This is a genomic window from Mycolicibacter senuensis, assembly GCF_003284925.1.
GTDB classification, from domain to species: Bacteria; Actinomycetota; Actinomycetes; order Mycobacteriales; family Mycobacteriaceae; genus Mycobacterium; species Mycobacterium algericum_A.
Genome location: NZ_QMEX01000053.1, coordinates 1 through 26343, shown reverse-complemented (window position 1 = coordinate 26343; position 26343 = coordinate 1). Strand labels below are relative to the sequence as shown.

32 protein-coding genes and 1 pseudogene are annotated in these 26343 nt (G+C 68.5%); 15 read left to right on the top strand and 18 right to left on the bottom strand.

All coding sequences use genetic code 11. The annotated features are described in order from the left end of the window. The first annotated feature begins 50 nt into the window (after positions 1 to 50). Positions 51 to 1286 carry an Rv3212 family protein gene (locus DQP56_RS13560; RefSeq protein WP_112686201.1) on the top strand — a complete coding sequence of 412 codons (1236 nt, stop codon included), beginning with the start codon at positions 51 to 53 and terminating at the stop codon, positions 1284 to 1286. 89 nt (positions 1287 to 1375) lie between these two features. Here DQP56_RS13560 and DQP56_RS13555 read toward each other — a convergent pair whose 3' ends face one another. Continuing rightward, complete coding sequence (locus DQP56_RS13555; RefSeq protein ID WP_112686215.1) at positions 1376 to 2167, bottom strand: ParA family protein; 792 nt, start codon at positions 2165 to 2167, stop codon at positions 1376 to 1378. Between the two features lie 88 nt (positions 2168 to 2255). On the opposite strand from DQP56_RS13555, the gene DQP56_RS13550 reads away from it, so the two are divergent. Further along, positions 2256 to 2861, top strand: coding sequence for an acid phosphatase (locus DQP56_RS13550; RefSeq protein ID WP_112686199.1), 606 nt, complete (start codon positions 2256 to 2258; stop codon positions 2859 to 2861). A gap of 53 nt (positions 2862 to 2914) precedes the next feature. Beyond that, complete coding sequence (locus tag DQP56_RS13545) at positions 2915 to 3973, top strand: isochorismate synthase (RefSeq protein WP_112686213.1); 1059 nt, start codon at positions 2915 to 2917, stop codon at positions 3971 to 3973. Here DQP56_RS13545 and DQP56_RS13540 read toward each other — a convergent pair. Then, the gene (locus DQP56_RS13540; RefSeq protein ID WP_112686197.1) at positions 3921 to 4325 is read right to left on the bottom strand and encodes a hypothetical protein; all 405 of its coding nucleotides are present in this window, start codon (positions 4323 to 4325) and stop codon (positions 3921 to 3923) included. The two genes, DQP56_RS13545 and DQP56_RS13540, sit on opposite strands and share 53 nt — an antisense overlap. 55 nt (positions 4326 to 4380) lie before the next feature. Between DQP56_RS13540 and DQP56_RS13535 the strand changes: the two genes are divergently transcribed. After that, on the top strand, positions 4381 to 5358 hold the full coding sequence (locus tag DQP56_RS13535) for a diacylglycerol/lipid kinase family protein (protein WP_112686195.1): 978 nt from the start codon (positions 4381 to 4383) through the stop codon (positions 5356 to 5358). A 245-nt stretch (positions 5359 to 5603) separates the two neighbouring features. Beyond that, entirely contained in the window at positions 5604 to 5858 is a 255-nt protein-coding gene (locus tag DQP56_RS13530; protein WP_019737187.1) for a WhiB family transcriptional regulator, read from the top strand. Positions 5859 to 5932: 74 nt separating this feature from the next. Here DQP56_RS13530 and pdtaS read toward each other — a convergent pair whose 3' ends face one another. Together pdtaS and DQP56_RS13520 are read right to left on the bottom strand one after the other, a co-directional pair. Beyond that, positions 5933 to 7420, bottom strand: a complete 1488-nt coding sequence (gene pdtaS / locus DQP56_RS13525) for a two-component system sensor histidine kinase PdtaS (protein ID WP_112686193.1) — start codon at positions 7418 to 7420, stop codon at positions 5933 to 5935. Positions 7421 to 7449: 29 nt separating this feature from the next. After that, positions 7450 to 7665, bottom strand: a complete 216-nt coding sequence (locus DQP56_RS13520) for a biotin/lipoyl-binding carrier protein (RefSeq protein WP_112686211.1) — start codon at positions 7663 to 7665, stop codon at positions 7450 to 7452. A 270-nt stretch (positions 7666 to 7935) separates the two neighbouring features. Here DQP56_RS13520 and DQP56_RS13515 point away from each other — a divergent pair, with 270 nt between their 5' ends. Beyond that, positions 7936 to 8331 (top strand): hypothetical protein, encoded by a 396-nt coding sequence (locus DQP56_RS13515; RefSeq protein WP_112686191.1) that lies wholly within the window; start codon positions 7936 to 7938, stop codon positions 8329 to 8331. A gap of 122 nt (positions 8332 to 8453) precedes the next feature. Further along, positions 8454 to 8528 (top strand): 50S ribosomal protein bL37, encoded by a 75-nt coding sequence (locus DQP56_RS25815; RefSeq protein WP_011728008.1) that lies wholly within the window; start codon positions 8454 to 8456, stop codon positions 8526 to 8528. Between the two features lie 30 nt (positions 8529 to 8558). On the opposite strand, the gene rsrA is transcribed toward DQP56_RS25815, so the two are convergent. The 7 genes and pseudogenes from rsrA to DQP56_RS13475 all read right to left on the bottom strand — a co-directional run. After that, positions 8559 to 8855 (bottom strand): mycothiol system anti-sigma-R factor, encoded by a 297-nt coding sequence (gene rsrA / locus DQP56_RS13505; RefSeq protein ID WP_013829865.1) that lies wholly within the window; start codon positions 8853 to 8855, stop codon positions 8559 to 8561. Beyond that, complete coding sequence (locus DQP56_RS13500; RefSeq protein ID WP_165825020.1) at positions 8852 to 9499, bottom strand: sigma-70 family RNA polymerase sigma factor; 648 nt, start codon at positions 9497 to 9499, stop codon at positions 8852 to 8854. Before DQP56_RS13500 ends, rsrA begins: the two co-directional genes overlap by 4 nt. A gap of 237 nt (positions 9500 to 9736) precedes the next feature. Further along, positions 9737 to 10276, bottom strand: coding sequence for an anti-sigma factor antagonist (locus DQP56_RS13495; RefSeq protein WP_234825653.1), 540 nt, complete (start codon positions 10274 to 10276; stop codon positions 9737 to 9739). Positions 10277 to 10300: 24 nt separating this feature from the next. Further along, positions 10301 to 10618, bottom strand: coding sequence for an aminopeptidase (locus DQP56_RS13490; RefSeq protein ID WP_112686189.1), 318 nt, complete (start codon positions 10616 to 10618; stop codon positions 10301 to 10303). A gap of 103 nt (positions 10619 to 10721) precedes the next feature. After that, positions 10722 to 10895, bottom strand: a complete 174-nt coding sequence (locus DQP56_RS13485) for a CsbD family protein (RefSeq protein WP_112686187.1) — start codon at positions 10893 to 10895, stop codon at positions 10722 to 10724. A gap of 94 nt (positions 10896 to 10989) precedes the next feature. Further along, positions 10990 to 11733 carry a TetR/AcrR family transcriptional regulator gene (locus DQP56_RS13480; protein WP_165825019.1) on the bottom strand — a complete coding sequence of 248 codons (744 nt, stop codon included), beginning with the start codon at positions 11731 to 11733 and terminating at the stop codon, positions 10990 to 10992. A gap of 135 nt (positions 11734 to 11868) precedes the next feature. Beyond that, a pseudogene (locus tag DQP56_RS13475) lies at positions 11869 to 12077 on the bottom strand (muconolactone Delta-isomerase family protein); the annotation flags it as partial. 124 nt (positions 12078 to 12201) lie between these two features. Between DQP56_RS13475 and DQP56_RS13470 the strand changes: the two are divergent. Genes DQP56_RS13470 through DQP56_RS13450 form a run of 5 tightly spaced genes read left to right on the top strand, consistent with a single transcriptional unit; the run spans position 12202 to position 16811 of the window. Continuing rightward, entirely contained in the window at positions 12202 to 12996 is a 795-nt protein-coding gene (locus DQP56_RS13470) for an enoyl-CoA hydratase-related protein (RefSeq protein ID WP_112686185.1), read from the top strand. A 22-nt stretch (positions 12997 to 13018) separates the two neighbouring features. Further along, positions 13019 to 13753: an SDR family NAD(P)-dependent oxidoreductase gene (locus tag DQP56_RS13465; protein ID WP_112686183.1), complete on the top strand. Its 735-nt coding sequence runs from the start codon at positions 13019 to 13021 to the stop codon at positions 13751 to 13753. Between the two features lie 45 nt (positions 13754 to 13798). Continuing rightward, the gene (locus DQP56_RS13460) at positions 13799 to 14974 is read left to right on the top strand and encodes an acyl-CoA dehydrogenase family protein (protein ID WP_112686181.1); all 1176 of its coding nucleotides are present in this window, start codon (positions 13799 to 13801) and stop codon (positions 14972 to 14974) included. A gap of 26 nt (positions 14975 to 15000) precedes the next feature. Then, a complete protein-coding gene (locus DQP56_RS13455) occupies positions 15001 to 16143 on the top strand; it encodes an acyl-CoA dehydrogenase family protein (RefSeq protein WP_112686179.1) in 1143 nt (380 codons plus the stop codon). Next, positions 16143 to 16811, top strand: a complete 669-nt coding sequence (locus DQP56_RS13450; RefSeq protein WP_112686177.1) for a TetR/AcrR family transcriptional regulator — start codon at positions 16143 to 16145, stop codon at positions 16809 to 16811. The genes DQP56_RS13455 and DQP56_RS13450 overlap by 1 nt, the downstream gene beginning before the upstream one ends. On the opposite strand, the gene DQP56_RS13445 is transcribed toward DQP56_RS13450, so the two are convergent. From DQP56_RS13445 to pcaD, 3 genes are read right to left on the bottom strand one after another with little or no spacing between them, the layout of a single operon-like run. Then, positions 16742 to 17395 carry a CoA transferase subunit B gene (locus tag DQP56_RS13445; protein WP_112686175.1) on the bottom strand — a complete coding sequence of 218 codons (654 nt, stop codon included), beginning with the start codon at positions 17393 to 17395 and terminating at the stop codon, positions 16742 to 16744. The two genes, DQP56_RS13450 and DQP56_RS13445, sit on opposite strands and share 70 nt — an antisense overlap. After that, entirely contained in the window at positions 17392 to 18168 is a 777-nt protein-coding gene (locus DQP56_RS13440) for a CoA transferase subunit A (protein WP_112686173.1), read from the bottom strand. Before DQP56_RS13440 ends, DQP56_RS13445 begins: the two co-directional genes overlap by 4 nt. Positions 18169 to 18217: 49 nt before the next feature. Then, complete coding sequence (pcaD, locus tag DQP56_RS13435) at positions 18218 to 18988, bottom strand: 3-oxoadipate enol-lactonase (protein ID WP_112686171.1); 771 nt, start codon at positions 18986 to 18988, stop codon at positions 18218 to 18220. Positions 18989 to 19214: 226 nt separating this feature from the next. On the opposite strand from pcaD, the gene DQP56_RS13430 reads away from it, so the two are divergent. Both DQP56_RS13430 and DQP56_RS13425 read left to right on the top strand, forming a co-directional pair. After that, positions 19215 to 20072 (top strand): DUF222 domain-containing protein, encoded by an 858-nt coding sequence (locus tag DQP56_RS13430; protein WP_234825652.1) that lies wholly within the window; start codon positions 19215 to 19217, stop codon positions 20070 to 20072. A 4-nt stretch (positions 20073 to 20076) separates the two neighbouring features. Further along, positions 20077 to 20937 carry an SDR family oxidoreductase gene (locus DQP56_RS13425; RefSeq protein ID WP_112686169.1) on the top strand — a complete coding sequence of 287 codons (861 nt, stop codon included), beginning with the start codon at positions 20077 to 20079 and terminating at the stop codon, positions 20935 to 20937. An 11-nt stretch (positions 20938 to 20948) separates the two neighbouring features. Here DQP56_RS13425 and DQP56_RS13420 read toward each other — a convergent pair whose 3' ends face one another. From DQP56_RS13420 to DQP56_RS13405, 4 genes are read right to left on the bottom strand one after another with little or no spacing between them, the layout of a single operon-like run. Beyond that, positions 20949 to 21875: a phytanoyl-CoA dioxygenase family protein gene (locus DQP56_RS13420; protein ID WP_112686167.1), complete on the bottom strand. Its 927-nt coding sequence runs from the start codon at positions 21873 to 21875 to the stop codon at positions 20949 to 20951. Then, a complete protein-coding gene (locus DQP56_RS13415; protein ID WP_165825018.1) occupies positions 21872 to 22942 on the bottom strand; it encodes a class I SAM-dependent methyltransferase in 1071 nt (356 codons plus the stop codon). The genes DQP56_RS13420 and DQP56_RS13415 overlap by 4 nt, the downstream gene beginning before the upstream one ends. A 39-nt stretch (positions 22943 to 22981) precedes the next feature. Next, positions 22982 to 24394: a sensor histidine kinase gene (locus DQP56_RS13410; protein ID WP_112686163.1), complete on the bottom strand. Its 1413-nt coding sequence runs from the start codon at positions 24392 to 24394 to the stop codon at positions 22982 to 22984. Further along, the gene (locus DQP56_RS13405; RefSeq protein WP_234825651.1) at positions 24391 to 25134 is read right to left on the bottom strand and encodes a response regulator transcription factor; all 744 of its coding nucleotides are present in this window, start codon (positions 25132 to 25134) and stop codon (positions 24391 to 24393) included. Before DQP56_RS13405 ends, DQP56_RS13410 begins: the two co-directional genes overlap by 4 nt. 203 nt (positions 25135 to 25337) lie before the next feature. On the opposite strand from DQP56_RS13405, the gene DQP56_RS13400 reads away from it, so the two are divergent. Beyond that, the coding region (locus DQP56_RS13400; protein WP_133258930.1) for a PPE family protein at positions 25338 to 26343 on the top strand (1006 nt) is incomplete at its 3' end.

Below are 26343 nucleotides of genomic sequence, written 5' to 3'. Positions count from 1 at the left end.
CGAGCAAGACCGCCGCCGCGGTGAACGGCAACTGAACCGGACCCGTTGAGATGGTGCGACCGGAGCGCCGCACCGCCGGCGACGTGCTGGCCGCAGTGGTGATCGCGGTCGTGGTCGTCGTCGCCGGCGTCATCATCTGGTGGACCAGTGACGCCCGGGCGACCGTCAGCCGGCCTGCGCTGGATGAAGCGACCACTCCGCAGCCGGCCGCCATGGTGCCGGCTGCCCTGAACCAACTGTGGACGGCGGCCAGCCCGGCCACCCGCGCTCCGGTGATCGTCTCCGGGACGGTGATCACCGGCGAGGGGCCGCAGCTGACCGGGCGCGACCCGGCGACCGGCGAAGAACGCTGGAGCTATGCCCGCGACGTCGACCTGTGCGGCGTGTCCTGGATCTACCGCTACGCCGTCGCGGTGTATCCCGACTCCCGCGGCTGCGGCCAGGTCAGCACGGTCGTCGCCGCGACCGGCCGACGAGGACCGGCCCGGACCAGTTACGCCGACCGGAGCGTGAACGTCACCTCCGAGGGAAGCTCGGTGCTCTCGGCCGGCAGCACCCGGCTGGAACTGTGGCGCTCGGACATGGTCCGGGTGCTGTCCTACGGTGAGATCGACGCCCGGGTGAAGCCGACGGCACGCGGCCGCGGCCAGGGCTGCACCCTGGTGTCGGCGGCGGCGGCCTCGTCGGCGGTCTCGGTGCTCGAGGCCTGCCCCGGGCAGGATGACCTGCAGTTGACGCTGTTGCGCGCCGGCAAGGAAGAAGACGAACCGGAGACCCAGCATGTCCCGCTGCCAGGCGTGGCCGCCGATTCCGGCGCCCGGGTACTCACGGTGACCGACTCCGACTCCGGCGTCAACACCGCTGTCTATCTGCCCACCCCGCAGCCGCGGGTGGAAGTGGTCGACCAGACCGGCACCACGATCGCCAAGACGATGCTGCCGGCCAAGCCCAGCCCCGCCAGCGCCGCGCTGCAGGTGTCGCGACCCACCGGGTTGGTCTGCTGGTGGATCGGCGACGCGGTGATGGTTTTCGACTCGGGAACCCTCACGTATCGCTACACCATCCCGGCGGCGGGGGCCGCGGTTCCGTTGGGACCGGCGGCGATGATGGCCGACCGTCTGCTGATCCCGGTGACCGGTGGCGTCGGCGTCTTCAACCAGCGCACCGGCGCCGCTGAACGTGTCATCCCGGTCAGCCGCCCCGCCGGCGTGACGGCGGTGTTCCCGGCGGTGTCGGGCCCGACGGTGCTGGAGCAGCGCGGCGACACGGTGGTCGCGCTGGGCTGATGTCGGTGTCGGCGAGGTGCGAGCGTGCGCAAATCCGGGAATTCACTCGGCGTGTCGACCGGGGACGCGCACCCTCGCGCGACAATGCGCTAGATCTCCGGGGTGAAGGTGGGCAGTGCCTTGCCGTTTTGCCAGTACTTGAGCAGCGCTTCGGCCAGCTCCCGGTAAGCCTGGGCCCCTTTGTTCTTGCGGGCCGCGATAACCGATGCGCCCGACGCGCTGGCCTCGGCGAAACGCACGGTGCGCGGGATCGGCGGGCCCAGGACCGCCAGCCCGTACCGGTCGGCGATGTCGAGCAGCACGTCGCGGCTGTGGGTGGTGCGCGAGTCGTACAACGTGGGCAACGCACCGAGCAGACGCAGTTTCGGGTTGGTGATCTGCTGGACGTCGGCGACGGTGCGCAGGAACTGGCCGACACCGCGGTGGGCCAGGGTCTCGCACTGCAACGGCACGATCACCTCGCCGGCCGCGGTGAGCCCGTTGAGGGTGAGCACCCCCAGCGACGGCGGGCAGTCGATGACGGCCACGTCGAACTCGCCGTCCAGCTTGGCCAGCGCCCGCTGCAGGGCGTACTCGCGGCCGGCCCGCATCAACAGCATCGCCTCGGCGCCGGCCAGGTCGATGTTGGCCGGAAGCAACGTCATACCCTCGTCGGTCGATACCAGCGCCGTGTTGGGCTCCACCTCACCGAGCAGCACCTCATGCACCGACACCGGCAGCTTGTCGGGATCGTGTCCCAGGGAGAAGGTCAGGCAGCCCTGCGGATCGAGATCGACCAGCAGCACCCGTCGGCCCAGTTCTGTCATCGCCGCGCCCAGCGACGCCACCGTCGTGGTCTTGGCCACGCCGCCCTTCTGGTTGGCAACCGCCAAGATTCGCATGCCCGTCACACAGGCCATACTGGCACGGCTTGCGGCCCCGCAGCACCAAACGCTGGTCGGTGTCCGTCGTCGGGCAGAATCGACGGACGTGGGCATTGAGGAGCACCGACTGCTGCTGCTGCGCCACGGCGAAACCGAGTGGTCGAAAAGTGGACGGCACACCGGGCGCACCGAATTGGAGCTGACCGAGACCGGCCGGCGCGAAGCGGTCGCCGCCCGCGCAACGCTGGCGAGACTGCGGTTGGACAACCCGTTCGTGGTCTGCAGCCCGCGCCGCCGCGCCCAACTGACCGCCGAACTCGCCGGGCTGCACGTCGACGAAGTCTCCGACGACCTCGCCGAATGGGACTATGGCCGCTATGAGGGGCTGACCACCGCGCAGATCAGGGAATCGGAATCGGACTGGCTGGTCTGGACGCACGGCAGCGCGGGAGGCGAGTCGGTGGCACAGGTCAGCGATCGCGCCGACCGGGCGGTCGCGGCGGCATTGCGACTGCTGGTCTCCCGCGATGTGGTGTTCGTCGGACACGGCCACTTCTCCCGGGCGGTGATCACCCGCTGGCTCGAGCTGCCGTTGGCCGACGGTGCGCGGTTCGGCATGCCCGCGGCGTCGCTCGCGGTGTGCGGATTCGAGCACGGGGTGCGCCAGCTCACCGCCCTCGGGCTGACCGGGCCGAAGGCCGCGGGGCTTTGACGGCACCGACGTTCGTGCTGTCCGGGCCCGCCGGGACGCTGGTGGCCGACGGGATGGCCGCCGGCTACTGCGATGTCGGCGCCGCGCGGACCGCGCTGGCCACCGGCCAGGCGCCGATCGTGGTGGGCGCGTTGCCGTTTCAGCCGGATGCCGCCACCGCGCTGTTCGTGCCGGGCCGGGTGCGCCGCGAAAAAGCGCTGCCGGCCGGGCCGGTGACGACCCTGCCGGCGGTGCGTATCGCCGCGGAGCTGCCCAAGCCCGACGAGCACCGCGACCGGATCCGCCGGGCCTTACGTGAGTTGAACGCAGCAGACGGCGTGCTGCACAAAGTGGTGTTGGCCCGCAGCCTGCGGCTGGCCGCCGACGCGCCGTTGCACCCGGGCACGGTGCTGCGCCGGTTGGCCGCCGCCGATCCGAGCGGCTACGGCTATCTGGTAGACCTGAGCGCCGCCGGGGGCACATTTGCCGGGGCTGTCCTGGTCGGTGCCAGCCCGGAGTTGCTGGTGGCCCGCGACGGTGACCGGATCACCTGCCGGCCGTTCGCGGGCTCGGCCCCGCGCTCGCCCGACCCGGCCGTCGACGCCGCCAACGGGGCCGCGTTGGCCGAATCCGGCAAGAACCGCCATGAGCATCAACTGGTCGTCGACCAGTTGCGTACCGCACTCGGGCCGCTGTGCAGCGAACTCGACATCGCACCGGAGCCACAGCTGACCGGCACCGCCGCGGTCTGGCACCTGAACACCCCGATCACCGGCCGGCTCCGCGATACCGCCACCACTGCACTGGATTTGGCGTTGGCATTGCATCCCACGGCGGCGGTCGGCGGGGTTCCGACGGCGGCCGCGATCGATCTCATCGCGGACCTGGAGGGCGACCGCGGCTTCTACGCCGGCGCGGCCGGCTGGTGCGACGCGAACGGCGACGGCCGGTGGGTGGTGTCGATCCGCTGTGCGCAACTGTCCGCCGACCGGCGATCCGCACTGGCCCACGCCGGTGGCGGGATCGTCGCCGGATCGGATCCCGATGACGAACTGGCCGAAACCGTGGCGAAGTTCAGCACTATCCTGTCGGCGCTGGGCGTTGCGCCGCCCAGCGCAGCGCCCCGGGGCTGAACAGCGCCACCAGCACCGCCGCCGCGGCGATGCCGACGACCGCGCCGTAGGCCCACCGGTGCGAGCCGACCCCCATGTACCAGGCCACCGGAAGCAGCGACAGGTTGGCGAACACCGCAACGCCGCGTCCGATCCGCCGGCCCCGCAGCAACGCCCAGCCGGCGGCCAGCACCGCGGCACCCATCAGCGCGAACCACGCCGCGGTGCCGTAACCGCTGGCCATCCGCTGATCGGCACCGGTCACCGCCCGCCACACCAGCACCACCGCGACCACCAGCGAGGCCACGCCCTGCACCGCAACGATCAGGCCCGCAGCGAGCACGGCGCGGGGTGGTTCGGCGACGGCATTCACGTCGCCAGCCTAGCCACCCGGTCGCACTTCCCGGCTGCCCATAGACTGATATCCCGTGCGTGCCGTGTTGATCGTCAATCCCAATGCCACCTCGACGACTCCGGCGGGCCGTGACCTGTTGGCCCACGCTCTCAAGAGCCGGCTTGAGCTGAGCGTGGTGCACACCGATTACCGCGGTCACGCCATCGAGATCAGCCAGGCCGCTGCCCGCGACGGGATCGACCTGGTCATCGCGCACGGCGGCGACGGCACCGTGCACGGCGTCGTCAACGGACTACTCGGGGCGCCCGGTTCGGCGCCGCCGAAACACCTGCCCGCGGTGGCAGTGGTGCCCGGCGGCTCGGCGAACGTCTTCGCCCGCTCGCTGGGGATCGCCGCCGACCCGACCGTCGCCACCAACCAGCTGATCGGATTGCTCAAGGGCCCCGGCGGCCAACCGAGCTGGCGTCGGATCGGACTGATCGACTGCGGCGAGCGGTGGTCGGTGCTCAACGCCGGTATGGGTGTCGACGGCGAGGTGGTGGCCGCCGTCGAAGCCGAACGTGAGAAGGGCCACGCCGTCACCGCACTGCGCTATGTCCGCGCCGCGGTGCCCGCCGTGCTGGCCACCACCCGCCGCGCGCCGACATTGACGCTGCAACTGGACGGGGCTGCGCCGGTCGCCGGTGTGCACCTGGTCTTCATCTCGAACTGCGCTCCGTGGACCTACGCCGACGAGCGGTGTGTGTGGACCAATCCGGACACCACGTTCGAGGGCGGGATGGGGGTGTTCGCGACCACCAGCATGAAGGTGCTGCCCACCCTGCGGCTGGTCCGCCAGATGCTGTCGAAGCGGCCGAAGCTGCGCGCCAAACAACTCATCCGCGACGACGATGTGACCGCGCTGCGCGTCGATGCCGGCGACACACCGATCGCCACTCAGATCGACGGCGAATACCTCGGATTGCGAAGTGAGATGACGTTCCGCGCGGTTCCTGACGCCCTCAACGTCATCGCGCCGCCGCCAAAAAGAACTGCTGACCTGCGCAGATAGTAGTTTCATCAGTTGATGAGCACACAGTTGACCCCACTGTAGTACACGGCCGCGACCCGACAGTCAGCAGCCCCTTGCAAGCGTGATGTTGGCCACGTGATAACGCAAACTCTTGACATCTGTCCAGGCTGTGAAACGATCGAGCGATCGGAAGCAAGCCGTAATCATTTCTTGCCGCCGCTTATAACAGTCGAAAAGCAAACGTTGCGCGCCGTGCTGCGCTCAGAGTGAGGAGTTGGAGACCTATGGATTGGCGCCACAAGGCGGTCTGTCGCGACGAGGACCCGGAGCTGTTCTTCCCGGTGGGAAACAGCGGGCCGGCGCTCGCTCAGATCGCTTCCGCGAAGCAGGTCTGCGCCCGGTGTCCGGTGGTCACCGAGTGCCTTACCTGGGCGCTTGAGACCGGCCAGGACGCCGGCGTGTGGGGCGGCATGAGCGAGGACGAGCGGCGGGCGCTCAAGCGCCGCAACGCCCGGACGCGGGCGCGCAGCGGGGTCTGACCCAAGCAGACAACTTCGACGCGGCTCCGACCTGGTCGGGGCCGCGTCGTTTTGCGCCGGGCGCGCCCGGCGCCTCACAGCGCCTGGCGGGTTCGCCGGCTTCCGACCGGAATCCGGAGCACCATCTCGGTCCCGCCCCCCGGAGCGTCGCGTGCGGTCAGGGAACCGTTGAGCTCCGCCGAGACCAGGGTGTTGACGATCTGCAGGCCGAGCCGGTCGGCGGTCTCCAGGCTGAACCCGGCCGGCAGGCCGTGGCCGTCGTCGTGCACCACCACGTCCAGCCAGCGCGCCGACCGTTCGGCCCGGATCGTCACATCGTGTCGATCGGCGTCGGCGTCGAAGGCGTGCTCGATGGCGTTCTGCACCAGTTCGGTGATCACCATGGTCAGCGCGGTCGCCCGGTCGGCATCGAGAGCCCCGAAGGTTCCGGTCCGGGCGACATGGATTGGGATCTCGACACTGGCGACGTCGTTCATCATCGGCAGGATCCGGTCGATCACCTCGTCGAGGTTCACCACCTCGTCGACCGACATCGACAGCGCCTCGTGCACCACCGCGATCGACGACACCCGCCGCACCGATTCCAGCAGCGCCTCGCGCCCCTCGCTGCTGGTTGTGCGGCGCGCCTGCAGCCGCAGCAGCGCGGCCACGGTCTGCAGGTTGTTCTTCACCCGGTGATGTATCTCGCGAATCGTGGCGTCCTTGGACAACAGTGCACGGTCCCGGCGCTTGACCTCGGTGACGTCGCGAACCAGCACGGCGGCCCCCGCCGGCCGGCCGTGCACGATCAACGGCAGGGTTCGCAGCAGCACCACCGCGCCGGCCGCGTCGACCTCGAACCGCATGCTCGATCCGCCGGTGAGAGAGTCGGCAATGTGCTCGGCGAGCTCGTCCGCCTCGAAGGTGTCCGAGATCAGCGGCCGAGTGACGGCCACCAGGTCGTGTCCGGCCAGCTCGGCGGCCAGGCCCATCCGGTGATAGGCCGACACCGCGTTCGGGCTGGCGTAGCTGACGGTGCCGTCAACCCCGAGGCGGATGAACCCGTCACCGACGCGCGGGCTGGAGCGCGACACCGCGATGTCACCGACGTTGGGGAAGGTGCCCTCGGAGAGCATGTGCACCAGATCAGCCGCGCAGTCGAGGTAGGCCGCCTCCAACCGGCTGAATTCGCGCCCGGCCCGCAACGCGGTCTGGTGGGTCAGCACCGCCACCACCCGGTCGTCGTACCGAACCGGAACGGCTTCCGTATTGCGTTGGCCCGCAATGCTTTCCCGGGCAATCGCGCCTGACTCGAATGCCCCGGCCACTAATGGCATCCAGTCCGCGGCGGCCACGGTGCCGACGGCGTCGCTGAGCAGCACCGTGGGAGCGGTGTTGGGCCGGCATTGCGCCACACACACCAGCGCGCCGCCGGCGTCGGCGTCGCGGCGCACCCACATCAAGTAGTCGGCGAACGACAGGTCCGCCAGCAGTTGCCACTCCCCGACCACGGCGTGCAGGTGATCCACCGCATTGCCCGGCAAGACGGTGTGTTCGGCTAGCAGGTCACCGAGGGTGGACATCGGTCACGACGCGCCGTGGAACGCTGCGATCAGCCGATCACGGCGATGAGATCGCCGGCCTGGATGACGTCGCCGACCTTCACGGCGACCTTGCTGACGGTGCCCCCGGTCTCGGCCAGCACCGGGATCTCCATCTTCATCGACTCCAGCAACACCACGGTGTCGCCCTCGTTGATCTGTTCGCCCTCGTGGACCACGACTTCGAGCACGCTGGCCACGATCTCCGCGCGAACGTCCTCGGCCATCTTCACCTCGTTCATCATCCAGTCAACGATCCCCTGGTCCCCGAAATCCTCGTCTTATGGAACCACAACCCCCGGCCTGGCCTGCGCGGGGCGCACGGGTAAGCGAACTCCAAGACAACTAAGAGGACCTAGAGAGTTCGATCCGTGATCGTGTCGTGTTTCTCCTGTGACATTTGCATAGCACCGTTACTCGAGTGTTTCGAACGCGTGACGTATTCGCCGTGACGCGGCCAACAGTCGAAGTCGAACTTGAGGAGTAGCGCGTTGATTGTGAACCGATTTTCCAACCCCCGGATCCGCTTGCCACTGATCTGCGCCGGCGCGATGACGCTGGCCACGCTCGGATTCGGCGTCGCTTCGGCCAAAGCCGCCCCGGCGCTGGTCGATGACCCGATGCCGATTCCGGCCCCGATCGGCGCCCCGGCGCTGCCCGGGCCGGCGGTGGGAGGCTCGTCGGCAGGCGTAAACGCCGCCAACTCCTTCCTGCAGGCGCTCAACGGCATGTTGAACCGCGTGGTGCCCGGGGTCGGCTCGATCATGCCCAGCGACGTCAGTTCGCTGACCCCGCCCGGTGCCACCATGCCCGGCGCGCCCGCACTCGAAACGCCGCCGGCGCCGGTGGCACCCGTGCCGCAAACCCTGGCGGGGGCGCGGACCTTCCACTGAGGCGCCGGCACGGTTGGGCGCCCGACGGTCCGATGCGGTGGCGGGGTGCAAGCCCCGCCACCGCGTCACATCCGGTCGTATGAGAGACTTTCCAGCCGGAATACCTGCTAGGAGGGTGGATCATGGCAAAGCGTGGCCGCAAGAAGCGCGATCGCAAGCACAGCAAGGCCAACCACGGCAAGCGCCCCAACGCTTAAAACGCCGTCCCGCCGGGCGCGGCCCCTCCCTCAGCCCTCGCGGTGGATGATCGTGGTGCGGCTGATCTCCAGCCGGACCCGTTCGTAGAGTTGCCGCGGCGCCCGATCGCCACTGCATTTACGGGCGATCAGCGCCTTGATCCGTTCCTCGACCCCGTAATGCCGCAGGCAGCCCGGGCATTCCTCGAGGTGTCGGCGTAGCTTCGCCCTGGTCTCGGCGGTGCATTCGCCGTCGAGCAACGTCCATACCTCGGCGATGACCTCGGAGCAGTCGGCAGCCGGCCCGTCGGGTCCCGGCGTGGTGCATCCGCTGGTTTGCTCGGTCACGACGACACCTCCTCCGACTGGCCGCCACGGACGAACCCCCGGTCGCGTGCGACGTCGGCCAACAGACTGCGCAACTGGCGCCTGCCGCGGTGCAGCCGCGACATCACCGTGCCGATCGGCGTATCCATGATCTCGGCGATCTCCTTGTAGGGGAACCCTTCGACGTCGGCGTAGTACACCGCCATCCGGAATTCTTCGGGGAGCTGCTGCAGCGCGTCCTTGATCTCGGTGTCCGGCAGCGACTCCAAGGCCTCGACCTCAGCCGAGCGCAGGCCCGTCGACGAGTGCTCAGCGGTCGCCGCCAGTTGCCAGTCGGTGATCTCGTCGGTCGGGTACTCGGCCGGCTGGCGCTGCTTCTTGCGGTAGCCGTTGATGTAGGTGTTGGTCAGGATGCGGTACAGCCAGGCTTTGAGGTTGGTGCCGTCCCTGAAGGACCGGAACCCGGCGTAGGCCTTGACCATCGTCTCTTGCAACAGATCCTCCGCGTCGGCCGGGTTGCGTGTCATCCGCAGCGCACCGCCGTAGAGCTGATCGAGCATCGGGATCGCGTCACGTTCGAAGCGCGCCGTCAGCTGCTCGTCGGTCTCGTCGGAACGAACGGGAGCCGTCGTCTCGGTTTCGGTCGCACTTTCGCCGTCAGCCATCTCGATCGCTGCAGTCCCTTCTGTCGCGGTGCCCACAACCGGCCCAGCCGATGGCTCGATTTCCAGCAGACCGATCGCCATTGACACCCCGGACTCCTTCCCGATCCTAGGACTGTGACCGATATCCATGCGCAGTGACCGGACGTTGCCTTGGTCAACAGCGTCGGTCACGGCGCTATTTCCGGCCGTATCCTCCCCCGGTGAGTCGCGCGCCAACCCGGGCCACCCGGCCCGGCGCTAGGCGCTGGATCCGCGGACCGGTCCCGGGTCTTCCCGCGGTGTGTCGCCGAGCGCCTCGTCGATGGTCGCGCAGAACGCCAACTCGCAGTGCAGCCCCGCTGCGTTCACGACCCGGGCCACGAGGGGTTGACCGCTCACCAACCGGAGGCTGACACCGCGTCGGCGACAACGGGCCGATTCCTCGACCAGCACGGCAAACGCGCAGACGCCCATGAACTCGAGCCCGCTGCTGTCAATGACCAGCGGCCCAGGGCCTTGCGTGACGGCGGCGGCCTCGTTGACCAGTCGCCGCCAGACCTCCACGTTGGAGGCGTCGACGCTGCCACTGGCGGTGACCACCAGCGCTGGACCGCTGCGCTCCAGGACGACACGAAGTTCCAAGTCCGGACGGGCCGCCACGGAGGTCAACGCCTCGCCGAGCCGAACCCGAAGACCGGTGTCGGTGGCGATCGCACCGGCCCCGTTGTTCGCCGACGTGGCCAGCGAGCCGAGCCATGCCGAACAGCGACCGAGTTTACGGCGTAAACCGAACAGCATGCGGATGAAGTTACGCCAGTTTGTTTACGTTGTAAACCCGACCGCGGCGCCGATCGCACCGATGAACACCAGCGCCAGGGCCCAGGCGCGGCGGGTCGCCACCGAAGACCGGCATCCGGCCACGTAGTTGGTGTGCGGGCCGACCTGGCCGGCGATCACAGCGGTGGCCACGCTTTCGGCGTTGGCGTCCAGCGCGGCGGAGAAATCCGCGGCGACGGCATTGCCGCAGCCGATCGAGCCGCCGTCACCATCGGCGACCGACACCGGCGCCAGCAGCACAACCGCGCCCGCGAGCAAGACCAGCAGCACCACTGGCCAGAGCAATCGTCGCACCGCCGTCATCCCCGCTCCCCTGCTTTCTGCCGCCACCACGAGGCCGCTGCCGCCACCATGAGACGCGCCCCGCCCGGATTCACCGTCGGGCGGGGCGCGCATTCTCACTGGCTCAATCCTTGAAGGCGTCCTTGATGTTCTCGCCGGCCTTCTTCAGGCTGGACTTGCCCTGGTCGGCTTTGCCCTCGTTCCTGAGCTCGTCACTGCCGGTGACGTTGCCGACCGCCTCCTTGGCCTTGCCCGCGACATCCTCCGCTGCGTTCTTCGCCTTGTCCGCCAGTCCCATGGTGAAACCCCTCCCGCACTCGTACCGACATTGCGCCACGCAACATACCCACGATGTTTACAACGTAAACCGGTGTAACTGGGGAGCGGGCGCCTCAGGCCCGCGAGTGCAGCAGTTCGAGCCGGTCGAGCATGGCTTCCAGCGCCTCTTCGAACTCGATGCCGCTGTGATCTTCGGACAACATCGGCTGCAGCCGCTGCAGGTTCGGGTAGCTCGTCAGGTCGCGCGCGGGACGCTCGCCCTCCTCGAGGATGGCCTCGTCAGGGTGCAGCTCCGCGCCGCGCGCAGACACCTCCAACAGCAGGTGTCCGATCAGGAACGTGGTGTAGGAGCGGTAGGCGGCCACGGCGGCGCCGTCGTCGAACCCGTAGGAGATCAGCGTGTCGAGGAAGCTTTCCATCCAGCGCAGGCTGCGCAGCGGCGGGCGAACCCACGGAGCCTCCGGGGCCTGGGTGGCCACCAGCGGGAAAACCTCCGGGTGGTCGAGGGCGATCCGGCGCACGCCGTGTGCGAGCCGCACCAGATAGTCCTGCCAGCCGTCCTCTTGTCGCCGAGCGGCGAGCTGGTCGGCGTAGAGCCGGTCGACGATGTGGTCGACGACGCCGGTCAGCAGGTCGCCGCGACTGTGGACATAGCGATAGAGCGCCATCGCCTCGACTCCGCAGGCCGTCCCCAGCCGGCGCATGGTCAGCTTCGACAGGCCCTGACGATCGATGAAGTCGATGGCCGTCTCCAGAATCGCGTCACGGCTCAACTGCGGCAGCGGCCGGATCCCATCGACGACGTCGCCTCCCGCAGCGTCCCCCGGCCGCTGCGCACCGCGATCGTCGGCATCCACTCAGACCACCCATTTCACTCGGCAACGACTGTGGCGCCGATCGTCGGGGAGCCACGTCGCGCACCGACCGTTAGTTTACGTCGTAAGCGCGCCGGGGACGCCGGAAGCATCGACCTCGACCGGCAGCCGCCTCGGTCAGCGGTCGGCCGCCGCCACGTCGCTGGGATGGGTCGCCAGCGGCGTCACCCGGATGTCCATGTAGCCGACAACGGTAGGCCCGAAAGCAGTTCGTGCAGCTCGTCGTTCGAGGCGACATCAAAGATCGAGATGTTGGAGTACTCCCCGACAATCCGCCAGATGTGCGGCCACTTGCCGGACCGCTGCAGCTCCTGCGAGTACGCCTTCTAACCCCGTCACCCCTTGACATCACCGGCGAGCGAACCTAAATTCACAGCTAATGAATCATTATTCATTTCTATTGAACGCGATCTCATTACCGAGGCGCCGCCCCCGACACCCGGAGATGCCATGACCGCCTACGAAGACATCACCTACGAGATCGACGGGCCCGCCGCCGTCATCACCATCAACCGGCCGCACCGCTACAACGCCTTCCGCGGCCAGACCGTCGAGGAGATGATCAAGGCTTTCCGGGCCGCATGGGCCGACACCCGGGTCGCGGCAATTATCCTCACCGGCGCGGGCGACAAGGCGTTCTGCACCGGAGGTGACGTCAAGCAGCGCGCCGAGACCGGTGACTACGGCCCCACCGAGAGCGGCATGTTTGAGATCGGCTACCTGCACAAGCTGATCCGCGACGTGCCCAAGCCGGTGATCGCCGCGGTCAACGGCGTCGCGATCGGCGGCGGCCACGTGCTGCACGTGCTCTGTGACCTCTCGATCGCATCGGCACACGCCAAATTCGGCCAGGCCGGCCCCCGGGTCGGGTCGTTCGACGCCGGCTTCGGGTCGGCGTTTCTAGCCCGGGTCGTCGGAGAGAAGCGGGCGCGCGAGATCTGGTACCTGTGCCGGCAGTACGACGCCGCCACCGCCGAACGCTGGGGTCTGGTGAACTGGGTGGTCCCGGGCGAGCGACTCCTGGACGAGGCCAAGGCGGTGGCCACCGAGATCGCCGAGAAGAGCCCCACCGCGCTGCGCTTCCTCAAGCAGTCCTTCAACGCCGACACCGACCACCAGGCGGGCTTGAGCAACATGGCGATGTCCGCGCTGGAGATCTTCGTGCACACCGACGAGGGCAAAGAGGGCGCCGCGGCGTTCGCCGAGAAGCGCCCCGCCGACTTCGGCCAGTTCGTCACCGCCTGACGTCGAGAACAGGAGCACCCGAATGACCACAACGATCGCACTGGTGACCGGCGCCGGATCGGGCATCGGCAAGGCCATCGCCCTGGCGTTCGCCGCCCAAGGTGACCGGGTGATCGCCGCCGACCTCGACCAGGCGGCGGCCGCGGCCACCGCCGGAGAGCACCCGGGCCTCATCACTGCCCTGCCGGTCGACGTCGCCGACCGCGCCCGGGTGGACGAACTGCGTGACCGCACCCACGCCGAGGTCGGTGTGCCCACCGTCGTGGTCAACGCCGCCGGCTGGGATCGAACCGACCAGTTCCTCAACGCCACCCCCGAATTCGCCGAGAAGGTGGTGGCGATCAACTATCTTGGCCCGGTGCACGTGTGCAGTGCATTCCTGCCCGGGCTGATCGAAGCCGGCGGCGGCGGGCGGATCGTGAACCTGGCCAGCGACGCCGGCCGGGTCGGCAGCGCCGGCGAGACGATCTACGCCGGGGCCAAGGGCGGTGTCATCGCGCTGACCAAATCGCTGGCCCGGGAGATGGCGCGCCATCACATCACCGTCAATTGCGTCTGTCCCGGCCCCACCGACACCCCGCTGTTCGCCGCCCAGCCGGAGAAACTGAAAGAGGCGCTGGTCAAAGCGATCCCGTTCCGGCGACTGGCACGGCCCGAGGAGGTAGCCGCGCCGGTGCTGTTCTTCGCCTCGGACGCCGCGTCGTTCATCACCGGACAGGTGATCAGCGTCAGCGGCGGCCTCACCATGGCCGGCTGATGGGGAAGAATTCAACCAGCCCACCCCCACAGTAAGGACGCACCCATGACCACCCCCGCTTTCGACGCGCTCGACCCCCTGAGCCTGGATTCGTTGCTGTCCGACGACGAGATCGCGGTGCGCGACACGGTCGCGAAGTTCTGCGCCGAGCACGTGCTGCCGCACGTCGCCGAGTGGTTCGAGATCGGGGATCTGCCCGCCCGCGAGCTGGCCCGGGAATTCGGCAAGCTCGGCCTGCTCGGGATGCACCTGCACGGTTACGGCTGTGGTGGCGCTTCGGCCGTGCATTACGGGCTGGCCTGCGTCGAACTCGAGGCCGCCGACTCCGGTATCCGCTCGCTGGTGAGCGTGCAGGGGTCGCTGGCGATGTTCGCCATCCACCACAACGGTTCCGAAGAGCAGAAACAGCGGTGGCTGCCGGGCATGGCCGCCGGGGACCTGATCGGCTGCTTCGGGCTGATCGAGCCCGATGTCGGCTCTGATCCGGCCGCCATGAAGACCCGCGCCAGACGCGACGGCTCCGACTGGGTTCTCAATGGCCGCAAGATGTGGATCACCAACGGGTCCATTGCCGACGTCGCGGTGGTGTGGGCTGCCACCGACGACGGCATCCGCGGCTTCATCGTGCCCACCGACACACCCGGGTTCACGGCGAACACCATTCACCACAAGCTGTCGCTGCGGGCCTCGATCACCAGCGAACTGGTGCTCGATGACGTGCGGCTGCCGGCCGAGGCGATGTTGCCGCAGGCGCGCGGCGTCAAAGGGCCGCTGGAATGCCTGTCCGAGGCGCGTTACGGGATCGTTTGGGGCGCAATGGGTGCGGCCCGCTCCGCCTGGCAGTCCGCCCGTGACTACGCCATGGCGCGCACCCAGTTCGGCAAACCGATCGCCGGCTTCCAGCTCACCCAGGCAAAACTCGTCGACATGGCCGTGGAGCTGCACAAGGGTCAGCTGCTCTCGCTGCAGTTGGGCCGGCTCAAAGACGGCGTCGGACTGCGGCCCGAACAGGTCAGCTTCGGCAAGCTCAACAACACCCGGGAGGCGATCAAAATCTGCCGCACCGCACGAACCATCCTCGGCGGCAACGGGATATCGCTGGAATACCCGGTGATCCGGCACATGGTCAACCTGGAATCGGTGCTCACCTACGAGGGCACCCCGGAGATGCACCAACTGATCCTGGGCAAAGCCTTCACCGGCCTTGCCGCATTCAACTGACTCTGCGTTCAATAGGGGCAACTGCGATGGGTCTGACTTACACCCCCGAGCATCAACAGTTCCGCGAGATGGTTGCCGACTTCGTGCAACGGACCGTCGTCCCGGCCCACGAGGACTGGGAGCGTGCCAGCGCGTGGGACCGCTCGCTGTTCACCGAGGCCGGCAAGCTTGGACTGCTGGGCTTTCCGGTCCCCGAAGAACTCGGCGGGCCCGGCGTACACGACTACCGCTACCACGCAATCGTCATCGAGGAGCTGCAGCGGGCCGGAGCCGCCTCCGAGGCCGTCGCCTTCTCATTGCAGAACGACGTGGTACTGCCGTATCTGACCGATCTGGCCACACCCGAACAGCAGCGCCGTTGGCTGCCCGGGGTGGTGACCGGCGAGACCGTGCTGGGTATCGCGATGACCGAACCCGGCACCGGCAGCGACTTGGCCGGTATCCGCACCACCGCCCGCCGGGACGGCGACGACTACGTCGTCAACGGCGCGAAGACCTTCATCTCCAACGGCCAGACCGGTGATCTGTTCGTGGTCGCGGTGCGCACCGGCGAAGACCGACACCGGGGACTGTCACTGCTGGTGGTCTCCGGCGACACCCCGGGCTTTCACCGCGGGCGCAACCTGGAGAAGATCGGACTGCACGCCCAGGACACCTCCGAGCTGTCCTTCACCGACATGCGGGTGCCGGCCGCCAACCTGCTCGGCGAGGAAGGCCAGGGCTTCTATCAGCTGGTGCGCAACCTGCCCCAGGAGCGGCTGTCGCTGGGGGTGGGTGCGGTCGCCGCCGCCGAGGGCGTGCTGGCCGAGACCCTCGACTACGTCAAGGCACGCCAGGCGTTCGGCTCCCCCATCGCGAGCTTCCAGAACACCCAGTTCGTGCTCGCCGAGATCGCCACCGAACTCGATGTGGCCCGCACCTTCCTCGACGACTGCATCGCGGCACACCTGGACGGCGAGCTGACCGCGGCGCGGGCCGCCAAGCTGAAGTGGTGGACCACCGACCTGCAGGTCCGTACCGCCGACCGGTGCCTGCAGTTGTTCGGCGGCTACGGCTACATGCGGGAATACCCGGTGGCGCGAGCGTTCGTCGACGCCCGCATCCAGACCATCTACGGCGGCACGACCGAGATCATGAAGACGATCATCGCCAAGGATCTGGGCATCTGATGGCCGTCGACTATGGTCAGCTGCCCGTCGAGGAGGCGGTGCGGGCGGCCCGCACCGATTCCCGGCGCCGGCAGATCCTGGACGCCGCGGTCAAAGTCATGCAGCAGACCGGCTTTCACCAGATGTCGATGCAGGATCTGGCGGCCGAGGCCAATGTCAGCGTCGGGCTGATCTACAAGTATTTCGGCGGCAAGGAGGACCTGCTGCTGGCGACGATCGTCCGGATCCAGGATGCCTTCTGCGATCAGCTCGCCCCGGTGATCGCGGCGGCCGGTACCGATCCGGTCGCACAGTTGACCGCCGGAATCCGGCGCTACATCGAGATCGTCGATGAGAACCTCGACGCCGTCGTGCTGACCTACCGGGAGAGCCGCACCCTGGACGCGGCTGGGCGGTCCCAGATCAAAGAGCTCGAAATCGCCAGTGCGACACCGCTGCGGGACGTGATCGAGGCCGGGATCGCCGCGGGAACATTCGCCGAGGTGGATGTGGATCTGATGGTGTTCGACATCATGCTGCTGGCCCATGGCTGGGCGCTCAAGCATTGGCACTTCGGCGAGCTGTACAGCCTCGATGACTACATCGGCCTGCAGACCCGCTACACGCTCAACTCGCTGCTGCGCGCAGGGATGACCGGCGCTCCGGTTGCCGCCACCACCTCGTCGTAGCTCACGCCCGGCGCCAGTTCCACCACCTCGAACCCTTCCCCGGTCACATCGAACACCCCGAGGTCGGTGATCACCCGACTTACCACACCGCGGCCGGTCAGCGGCAGGTCGCAGCTCGTAACCAGCTTGGCGGCACCGGTTTTGGTGACGTGATCGGTGAGCACGATCACCCGCTCGACTCCGCTGACCAGATCCATCGCGCCGCCCATGCCCTTGACCATGGCGCCGGGCACCATCCAGTTGGCCAGGTCGCCGTTGCCGGCGACCTGCATGGCGCCCAGCACGGCCGTGTCGACGTGTCCGCCGCGGATCATCGCGAAGCTGGTCGCCGAGTCGAAGAACGATGCGCCGGGCAGCACGGTGACGGTCTGCTTGCCGGCGTTGATCAGGTCCGGGTCGACCTCGTCGTCGTACGGGAACGGCCCGACACCGAGGATGCCGTTCTCCGCGTGCAGCGTGATGGTCGAATCCTCGGGCAGGTAGCCGGGAATCAGCGTGGGCAGGCCGATGCCGAGGTTGACGTAGTCACCGTCGTGCAGTTCCTGTGCCGCGCGGGCGGCCATCTGGTCGCGGGTCCAGCTCATCGGATCGTCTCCTGCTGCCGGGTGGTGCGTTTCTCGATGTCTTTGCGGGCGGCCTGCTCCGGGGTGAGTTCCAGGACCCGCTTGACGAAAATCCCGGGCAGATGAACTGCGTCGGGGTGCAGTTCCCCTACCTCGACGACCCGCTCGGCCTCGACGATGGTGATCTGACCGGACATCGCTGCCGGCGGGTTGAAGTTGCGCGCGGCCGCATGGAATCGGCAGTTGCCCGCCCGGTCGGCGACCGCCGCGCGCACCAATGCGTAGTCGGTGACGATGCCCTCTTCGAGCACCATGTCGGTTCCCCGGAAGTTGCGGACCTCCTTGGGCGGCGAGGCGATGGCAATACTGCCGTCGGGGTGATACCGCCAGGGCAGGCCGCCGTCGGCGACGACGGTCCCGACCCCGGTGGGGGTGAAGAAGGCGCCGATGCCGCTGCCGCCGGCACGCATTCGTTCGGCCAGGGTGCCCTGCGGGGTGAGCTCGACGGTCAGTTCACCGGAGAGGTATTGGCGGGCGAATTCCTTGTTCTCCCCGACGTAGGAGGCGATGACCCGGCTGATGCGCCGCGCGTCGAGCAGCAGGCCCAGCCCGGCGCCGTCGACCCCGCAGTTGTTGGACACGATGGTCAGATCGGTTGCGCCCTGCTGCAGCAGTGCCTCGATGAGAAACCACGGGATGCCGGCCAGCCCGAAGCCGCCCACGGCCAGGCTGGCGCCGTCCGGGATGTCGGCGACCGCAGCGGCGGCCGATTCGACCACTTTGTTCAGTGCCATTTGCGCCTCTCCTCCTCGTCGCTGCGCTCCGCATCGCCGTCGGCGCGTCTCATGGTTGCTCCAGGTGTTCGATGAGGGCGGGGGTGATGATGTCGGGTTGCTCGGCGTTGGCCAGGTGCGCGGCGTGCGGAACGACCAGCAGCCGACCGGCTTTGACACCGGTGGCGATCTCATCGAGTTTGGCAGGTGGGGTGGCCGGGTCGTCGGCGCCGGCGATGGCCAGCGTCGGGGCGGTGATGGCCGCCAGGTCACCACGCACGTCCAGCCCGGCGATCGCCTCACAGCAACCGGCGTAGCCCTCGGCCGGTGTCGCCGCGACCATCGCCTCGCTCGCGGCGCGCACATCCGGGTGCGCGGCAAGGTAGTCCGGGGTGAACCATCGCTGTACGACGGCGGCGGCGACCGCGCCGGCGCCCTGTGCGCGGACCGTCTCGGCCCGTTCCCGCCATGCCGTCTCCGGTGGCAGGTGCGCCGCAGTGCACAGCACGACGAGCCGGTCGATGCGCTCGGGGTTGCGGGCCGCGAGTCGCATTCCGGTCATCCCGCCCAGCGACAGCCCGATCAGGTGGGCGCGCTGGACGCCGAGCCGGTCGAGCAGGGCGATCACGTCATCGGCCAGGTCGTCGGTGGTGTACGGCCCGTCGGGGACCGGCGAGCCGCCGTGACCACGCGTGTCGTAGCGCACCACCGCAAATCGCTGCTCTAGTGCGCCGATCTGGGCGTCCCACATCCGGTGGGTGGAGCCCAGCGAGTTGGACAGCACCACGACCGGGCCGGTATCGCGTCCGGTCACCACGGCGTGCACGTCGACGGCGCTCATCGCACGGCCTCGAATACCGCGGCCGGCGCGCCATCGCTACACCCGATCACGTTCTCAACAGTAGTGACCAGTATTGATATTTTGAAATATTGTTATTTCGTTCATTAATACATCGTTTTTATCAATATCTCGGCCTCCGGCTGACCGTGCGGCGGATCGCGTCGGCTGAGTCACTGGACATCTCCGGCGAGTGCGGGTGTCGGCCGACGCGGGTATAGTCGAACGTATGTTCGACGCAGAGTTGCCGTCACTGGTCGCCATCGGCGGCCTCGGCGACGCGGGTCTGGTCGATGTCATGCAGAGTGCGGCTCGGCTGGCGTCGGCGTCGCTGGCGCGGGTGTTCGCCGCGGGCGCGCAGCTGTATCAGCGTCGGCTGGCGCAGCGCGACGTGGCGGATCGGGAGATCTGGGCTCTTGACGGGTGGGACGCGGTGGCCGCTGAGATCGCGGCCGCCCAGGGCATCAGCCGCGGGCGCGCCGCGGGACAGTTGCGGATCGGTCTGGCCCTGGCCGAGCGGCTGCCCAGACTCGGAGCGCTGTTCGCCGCCGGTGTGGTGGACTACCAGGTGGTCGCCGCGGTGGTGCATCGCACCGATTTGATGATCGATCCTGCTGCGATCCCGCGGATGGATCGGTGGTTGGAGCGCAATGCGCCCCGATGGGGCAGCTGGTCGCGCCACCGTATCGCCGAAGCCGTCGACTACTGGGTGCAGGTGTTGGAGCCGGCTGCGGTGCGCGAAGCCCGCGCCTTCGAGAAGTCCCGCCACATCGGTGTGGCGCCGCAACATTCCGGCCTGGCAGAGATCTTCGGCGACGTTCGCACCCCCGATGCGCTGGCCTTCGATCAGCGGCTCACCGAACTGGCCACCACGGTGTGCAAAGCCGATCCGCGCACCACAGCACAGCGGCGCGCCGATGCGTTGCGGGCGCTGACCGCCGGGTCGGCGACGATGGCATGCGAGTGCGGCTCGCCGGACTGCCCCGCGGCCACCGGTGATGCGCCGGTGGGTGCGGTGATGATCCATGTGATGGCCGAGCAGGCCACCGTGCAGGGCCGCTCCCCGGCGCCGGGGTATGTAGGGTGACACCATGGCCAACCCAGCTCCGCTCTCCGGCAAGACCATGTTCATCTCGGGTGCCAGCCGCGGCATCGGCCTGGCGATCGCCAAGCGGGCCGCGCGCGACGGCGCCAACATCGCGCTGATCGCCAAGACCGCCGAACCCCACCCGAAGTTGTCCGGCACCGTCTACACCGCGGCCACCGAGATCGAGGAGGCCGGCGGGCAGGCGCTGCCGATCGTCGGCGACATCCGCGACGGTGACTCGGTGACCAGTGCCGTGGCGGCCACCGTCGAGCGGTTCGGCGGCATCGACATCTGCGTCAACAACGCCTCGGCGATCAACCTCGGGTCCATCCTCGAGGTTCCGCTGAAGCGCTTTGACCTGATGAACGGCATCCAGGTGCGCGGCACCTACGCGGTGTCGCAGGCCTGCATCCCGCACATGATCGGTCGGGAGAACCCGCACATCCTCACGCTGTCCCCGCCGATACGACTGGAATCGAAGTGGCTCAAGCCCACCGCCTACATGATGGCGAAATTCGGGATGACGCTGTGTGCGCTGGGCATCGCGGAGGAGCTGCGCTCGCACGGCATCGCATCCAACACGCTGTGGCCGCGCACCCTGATCGCCACCGCCGCGGTGCAAAACCTGCTCGGCGGTGACGAGGCGATGGCCCGGGCCCGCACCCCCGAGGTCTACGCCGACGCCGCCTACGCGGTCCTGACCAAACCGGCGGCCGAATACACCGGGAACACGCTGCTGTGCGAGGACGTGCTGGTCGAATCGGGTGTCACCGATCTATCGGTGTATGACTGCGTGCCCGGCAGCGACCTGGGCGTGGACCTGTGGGTGGACTCCGTCAACCCACCGGGGTATGTGCAGCAGTAGCGCACATCCGGTCAGAACGACACCGCGGTTCCCACCGACGGCGAATCCCCCATCGGCGCGACACCGGGCATGAAGCGCTCGACCAATGACGTGGCGATGGCGGCGACGTCATCGCTGAGTGGATACATGTGCCGATACTGCAGCACCTGCTTGCCGATCAGCCCGAGTCGTTCACCGAACGTCGGCAGCCGGCCCGGGTCGAGCAACGGAGAGTTGAACGCCGGCGAGTCGGCGCGCTGGAACTCGAATGCCGCACTGATCCGCGGGGCTTCACCCAGGCTGCTGGCCCGCCCACCCCAGTGCAGCACCGCCTGGTTCCAGGCCATCAGGGTGCCGGCGGTGGCCGGCACGGCGCGGATGTCTTGCAGGTTGTGGACCAGGGTGTTGTCGGGGCCGTCCCAACGCCGTTGCCGGAACCGATCATCGAGGTGGGCGGGCAGGAAGTACATGCACCCGTTGAGCGGGGTGGCGTCGCTGAGCGGCAGCCACACGGTCAGCGTGTGCGGCGAGTTGTCGGCATCCAACGTCGGCATCACCCGGTCGCGGTGTGGACCCCAGCCCGCCGCGCTCTCGTCGGGCTTGACATGCCAGACCCAGAAGTCGGGCAACGCCCGATAGCCGTCACCGAGCACCGCCGTCAGGAACTCCGAAAGCCCTTGGAACGCCCGCCATAACTGGTCGTAGACGAACACGAACGGCAGCGGAATGCCCAACCCGAACAGCGTCGACACCGCGTCGCGCATCGGCGCGACCACCGCTTCCGGCAGCGCACCGGGCACCCGGATATAGCCCTCGCGTTTGAGGGTCACCAGCAGCGGGTCGGTCGGTCCGACCGCCGCGGGTACCGCCACGGCGTCGCCGTCGATCGACAGCTGGGGGCACAGTGCGCTCCAGAAGTCGCGCCGTTGCGCGTCGCGGGCGGTCAAGGTGACGCTCATCGCGTCATCGTAGCCTCGTCGGCCCCGGCAGGCTTGCGATAAACCAGCCAGCGCATCTCGATAGGGCAGGCGTCCGGTTCGACGTCGAACACGTCTTGGCCCCGGGTCCACTCGGTGTACCAACCGGTGGGTGGCCAGGCACCCTCGGGCAGATGGGCCTTCTCGTAGTCGTGAACCGAATCGTCGGCGACCAGCTGCAGGCCCAACCCAGCTGCCGCATCGTGCATCTGGTCCCAGGTGAAGAACATGTTGTAGCACTGCTGGCTCAGTTCAACGGCGGCCGCGTCGGGCAGATAACCGTCCCGGGCCAAGAACACGTTGAACACCAGCCGCCCGCCCGGGGCCAGCCGCCGAGCGGCCAGGTCGAACATGTCGCGAAGCTGCCCGGTGCTTCGGAAATCCGGCGTGACCTCCGAGAGCACGATCAGCTGGTAGTCATTGCCCAGTTCGTCTCCGGCGGTGAAGACATCGCGTTGAATCACGCGGACCCCGAGCCCGTCGCGCTGCGCGTCCGCGCGAATGCCGTCGGCGAACAGCGGCGTCATCTCGACCGCGTCCACCGGGTGTCCGCGCCGGGCCAGCGCCAGACTGTTGCGTCCGGTACCTGCTCCGATGTCGAGCACCCGGCAGCTTGCGGGATCGGTGGCCTCGCCGGCCAGCGCCCAGACGCGGGCATCGGGCTCGGTGCCGAACAACGGCGGTTCGCGAAGGGCGACCCAGCTCTCGTACCCCGCTTCGATCGACTGCCATTCGGCACGGACCCAGTAGTTGAGGACGCTGCCGACCGGCACCTCATAGCTGATGATGATGTGTGACCGCGGCGAGCCCGCAAACGCCGCTTCCGTCTCTGATTGCAGGACTTTTTGCAGGTGATCCCGTTGCTGGGCGTCCAGCGGGGTACCCAGCGCTGCGAACATCGTCTCGCACATCCGGACATACTCATCGAGCATGCCCGGAACCGCCGGCAGCTTGATTCGCCCGGTGGCCTCGGACCTGCGATACAGCCGCCGAGCCATCGCCTCCTGCAACATCGGCGAGCGACTCCACATCTGTGGCCAACTTTCCATCGCACCGTTGTACCCAATCCGCCCGCAATCTGCCAGCTATCAACCGGAATCTGCGCGCAGCGGCAAGACCAGCTGGAAACAGGCGCCACCATCCTGCGGGATACAGCTCAGCCGGCCGCCGTGTGCGTCGGCAAGGGCCCGCGCGATCGGCAGGCCCAGACCGGCTCCCCCGTGATCCCGGCCGCGGGCACTGTCCAGGCGCACCAACCGGTCGAAGATCCGCTCGGCGTCCTCACTGCGGACGCCGATCCCGGTGTCGGCGACGGTTACCTCAGCGCGCTCGCCGAGACCCGCCACATGAACCGTGATGCTCCCGCCCGGCGGGGTGTAACGGCGGGAGTTGTCCAGCAGATTGGACAGGATCTGGGCCAGCCGGGTCGGATCGGCCCGTACGGTCAGGGTGTCCACACCGGTGCGGCCCAGGTTCAGTTGCGGCGCCAGCAGCGCCGCCCGGTCCAGCTGGGTGTCGACGATGCCGACCAGATCGATGTCCTTGAGTTCCAGGGGCAGCCCGGCGTCGATGTAGCTCAGGTCGAGCATGTCGGTGACCAGCCGGGTGGCGCGGCGCGCCTCGGTGAGCAGCAGGGTGGCGCGGCGGTGCTGGCGGAGCACTTCGGGCTCGACGGTGTCCAGCCCGACGTCCGGCCCGACATCCTGGCCGACATTGCCGGCGATCTGCTCGGCGGCGGCCTGCATGCCGGCGATCGGGGTGCGCAGTTCGTGGGCGGCGTCGGCGAGGAATCGCCGGACTGCGGCCTCGGCGCGCCGGGCAGCTTCGGCGGCCCGCTGCGCGCGCTTCTCGGAATCCTCCAGTTCGTCGAGCATGTCATCGAAAGCGCTTGCCGCGCGGCCTAGTTCGGTTCGCGGCCGGTCGGGACGCAGCCGCCGTCCGCGGTCACCGGTGGTGATGTCACGGGCCAGGTCTGTGAGCCGATCCAGCGGGGCGAGCATGGCCCGGCTCACCCCGGCCAGCAGGATCGACGCGATGAACAGGATTCCCAGGCCGGCGCCGACCATCAGGCGCCGCAGCCGGCTCAGCGTCTCGGCGGCCTCGGTGGTGTCGGCGACCAGGATCACCCGCCCGCCGTCGGCCAGCGGGTGCACCAGTACCGTCGAGGTCTCGTCGGGCTCCAGCGGCGGGGGCGCCACTCGCGATCCGGTGGTCGCATCGGGCTCGATAGCGGGGTCACCGTAGCTGGACCCGTCCGCGTCGACGACGAGTGCGCTGATGATGCCGCCGTTGAGTTGATCGGCCAGTTGTTCGCGGGAAACACCCAGTGCGACGAGGGAATCCGCGCGCTGCGTGGCCAACGCCAGCCGCTCCTGCAGGCTGTGATTCTCCAGCGCGGTGAGCGTGGTGTTGATCACCAGCCCCATGGTCAGCATCAACACCGCCAGCAGCGCCAGCACCATCACCGTCAAACGCCGGCGCAACGACGGGGTGGCGGTCATGAGACCGACAGCTGCAGTCGGTAACCGATCCCGCGCACGGTGTGCAGGATCCGCGGCCCGTGCGTCTCCAGCTTCTGTCGCAACCCGCTGATGTGGACCTGGACCAGGTTGGGGTCGTAGGCCTCATACCCCCACACCGCATTGAGGATCTGTGCGCTGCTGACGATGCGGCCACGCTGTTCCACGAGGTAGACCAGCACCCGCAGCTCCGTCGCGGTCAAGCCCAACGGGGTCCCCGAGCGGGAGGCCACCCCGGCGTCGACATCGACCATCAGATCGCCGAACTGCACGGCCGACGGCAGCCGGCCCCGCCGGCGCAGCACCGCACCGACCCGCGACACCAGTTCGGCCAGCTCAAACGGCTTGACCACGTAGTCGTCGGCACCGCTGTCGAGTCCGCGCAGCCGGTCGGGCAGTCCGTCGCGAGCGGTGAGCAGCACCACTCCGACCTCACCCCAGCGCAGGATCACCTCCATCAGGTCGAACCCGTCGCGGCCCGGCAACATCACGTCGAGCACCACCAGATCCGGCCGGAAGCCGTCCAGCACCTCCTCGAGCCCGCGGCCGTCGGGCTGGGTTTCGGTCAGATAGCCGGCATCGGCCAGCGCCTCGCTGACCATCTCGCGGATCGTCTCGGAATCCTCCACCACCAGCACGCGCGGTGTCCCCACGCTGAAGGTCTCGGCGCCGCGCGCCGAGGGAATGCCGCCTCGCCGATCGGCGGACCGCGAATCGGCCATGGTCCATTGATAACACCGCAGCGCCCGGATGGGGAGCATCCGTGCGCCGGTTCTCGTTGACCGGCAGCATCTTCAGGTTCACTTCAAGTTCACCATCTAGCGTCGCCGTTACTCGGTCAATGCTGCGTCCGCGTGGCGGCCGCCAGCGACCCCGGCGATTCGGGAGGCATCATGACGCCTATCAGTGACGGGCCTGGCTAGCAATGGATTTCGCAACACTTCCACCAGAGATCAACTCGGCCCGGATGTACACCGGAGCCGGCGCCGGGCCGCTACTTGCCGCCGCCACCGCCTGGAGCGCCCTGGCCGCCGAACTGAACGCCGCCGGCGTGGCCTATGGCTCGATGATCGATGAGCTGTCCGGCGGCTGGGCCGGGCCCAGCGCCACCGCGATGGCCGCCGCCGCGGCGCCGTACGCGCAGTGGATGCACGCCACCGCTGCACAAGCCGAACACGCCGCGTCGCAGGCCAGAACCGCAGCCGCCGCTTACGAATCCGCATTCGCCATGACGGTCCCGCCGCCGGTGATCACCGCCAACCGGGCCCAGCTGATGACCCTGCTGGCCACCAACTATCTGGGCCAGAACACCGCCGCGATCGCGGCCACCGAAGCCCACTACGGCCAGATGTGGGCCCAGGACGCCACCGCGATGTACGGCTACGCAACGACCTCCGCGGCGGCCTCCCGGCTTACCCCCTTCACGCAGGCACCGCCCACCACCAACACCGCCGGCGCCAGCAGCCAGGCAGGCGCGGTCGGGCAGGCGACCGCGACCGCGGCCGGAAACCAGGCCAACACCGTGGCCGCCGCGGTCACCCAGGCCCTGCAGGGCCTCGCCGCCCCCGGCTCGGCAGCGGCCGGAACCAATGCGTCGCTGCTCAGTTCCATCGGGTCGGCGGCGGCGATCGAGCCCGGTCTGGCGGCGTCGTACGCGGCGTTGGCGGCGAGCCTGTTCGGCACGTTCGTCATCGACTCCGCCGGCACATTCGGCGTCGACGCGGCCGGTTCCTTCGGCATCGACCTGATCGGCGTCGGCGAGATCGAGAACGAACTACTGCCGGAGCTAGCACTGGCCAGCGCGGTGACCCCGGTCAGCGCCGAGATGGGCGAAGCCGCCACGCTCAGCGGGCTGTCGGTACCGCAGACCTGGGCCACCACCGCACCGACAACCACGGTGATCCAGCAGGTGGGCGGCGCACTGCCCACCG

What these genes read in the sequence shown, in the direction of transcription:
- DQP56_RS13450 (WP_112686177.1), top strand. Translation starts at nt 16,143, where the DNA reads ATGGCCGTCGACTATGGTCAGCTGCCCGTCGAGGAGGCGGTGCGGGCG.
- DQP56_RS13460 (WP_112686181.1), top strand. Translation starts at nt 13,799, where the DNA reads ATGACCACCCCCGCTTTCGACGCGCTCGACCCCCTGAGCCTGGATTCG.
- DQP56_RS13530 (WP_019737187.1), top strand. Translation starts at nt 5,604, where the DNA reads ATGGATTGGCGCCACAAGGCGGTCTGTCGCGACGAGGACCCGGAGCTG.
- DQP56_RS13455 (WP_112686179.1), top strand. Translation starts at nt 15,001, where the DNA reads ATGGGTCTGACTTACACCCCCGAGCATCAACAGTTCCGCGAGATGGTT.
- DQP56_RS13470 (WP_112686185.1), top strand. Translation starts at nt 12,202, where the DNA reads ATGACCGCCTACGAAGACATCACCTACGAGATCGACGGGCCCGCCGCC.
- DQP56_RS13560 (WP_112686201.1), top strand. Translation starts at nt 51, where the DNA reads ATGGTGCGACCGGAGCGCCGCACCGCCGGCGACGTGCTGGCCGCAGTG.
- DQP56_RS13430 (WP_234825652.1), top strand. Translation starts at nt 19,215, where the DNA reads ATGTTCGACGCAGAGTTGCCGTCACTGGTCGCCATCGGCGGCCTCGGC.
- DQP56_RS13445 (WP_112686175.1), bottom strand. Translation starts at nt 17,395, where the DNA reads ATGAGCTGGACCCGCGACCAGATGGCCGCCCGCGCGGCACAGGAACTG.
- DQP56_RS13555 (WP_112686215.1), bottom strand. Translation starts at nt 2,167, where the DNA reads ATGCGAATCTTGGCGGTTGCCAACCAGAAGGGCGGCGTGGCCAAGACC.
- DQP56_RS13495 (WP_234825653.1), bottom strand. Translation starts at nt 10,276, where the DNA reads ATGCTGTTCGGTTTACGCCGTAAACTCGGTCGCTGTTCGGCATGGCTC.
- DQP56_RS13485 (WP_112686187.1), bottom strand. Translation starts at nt 10,895, where the DNA reads ATGGGACTGGCGGACAAGGCGAAGAACGCAGCGGAGGATGTCGCGGGC.
- DQP56_RS13545 (WP_112686213.1), top strand. Translation starts at nt 2,915, where the DNA reads ATGGCCGCCGGCTACTGCGATGTCGGCGCCGCGCGGACCGCGCTGGCC.
- DQP56_RS13425 (WP_112686169.1), top strand. Translation starts at nt 20,077, where the DNA reads ATGGCCAACCCAGCTCCGCTCTCCGGCAAGACCATGTTCATCTCGGGT.
- DQP56_RS13500 (WP_165825020.1), bottom strand. Translation starts at nt 9,499, where the DNA reads ATGGCTGACGGCGAAAGTGCGACCGAAACCGAGACGACGGCTCCCGTT.
- DQP56_RS13410 (WP_112686163.1), bottom strand. Translation starts at nt 24,394, where the DNA reads ATGACCGCCACCCCGTCGTTGCGCCGGCGTTTGACGGTGATGGTGCTG.
- pdtaS (WP_112686193.1), bottom strand. Translation starts at nt 7,420, where the DNA reads ATGTCCACCCTCGGTGACCTGCTAGCCGAACACACCGTCTTGCCGGGC.
- DQP56_RS13465 (WP_112686183.1), top strand. Translation starts at nt 13,019, where the DNA reads ATGACCACAACGATCGCACTGGTGACCGGCGCCGGATCGGGCATCGGC.
- DQP56_RS13520 (WP_112686211.1), bottom strand. Translation starts at nt 7,665, where the DNA reads ATGGCCGAGGACGTTCGCGCGGAGATCGTGGCCAGCGTGCTCGAAGTC.
- DQP56_RS13420 (WP_112686167.1), bottom strand. Translation starts at nt 21,875, where the DNA reads ATGAGCGTCACCTTGACCGCCCGCGACGCGCAACGGCGCGACTTCTGG.
- DQP56_RS13405 (WP_234825651.1), bottom strand. Translation starts at nt 25,134, where the DNA reads ATGGCCGATTCGCGGTCCGCCGATCGGCGAGGCGGCATTCCCTCGGCG.
- pcaD (WP_112686171.1), bottom strand. Translation starts at nt 18,988, where the DNA reads ATGAGCGCCGTCGACGTGCACGCCGTGGTGACCGGACGCGATACCGGC.
- DQP56_RS13415 (WP_165825018.1), bottom strand. Translation starts at nt 22,942, where the DNA reads ATGGAAAGTTGGCCACAGATGTGGAGTCGCTCGCCGATGTTGCAGGAG.
- DQP56_RS13490 (WP_112686189.1), bottom strand. Translation starts at nt 10,618, where the DNA reads ATGACGGCGGTGCGACGATTGCTCTGGCCAGTGGTGCTGCTGGTCTTG.
- DQP56_RS13440 (WP_112686173.1), bottom strand. Translation starts at nt 18,168, where the DNA reads ATGGCACTGAACAAAGTGGTCGAATCGGCCGCCGCTGCGGTCGCCGAC.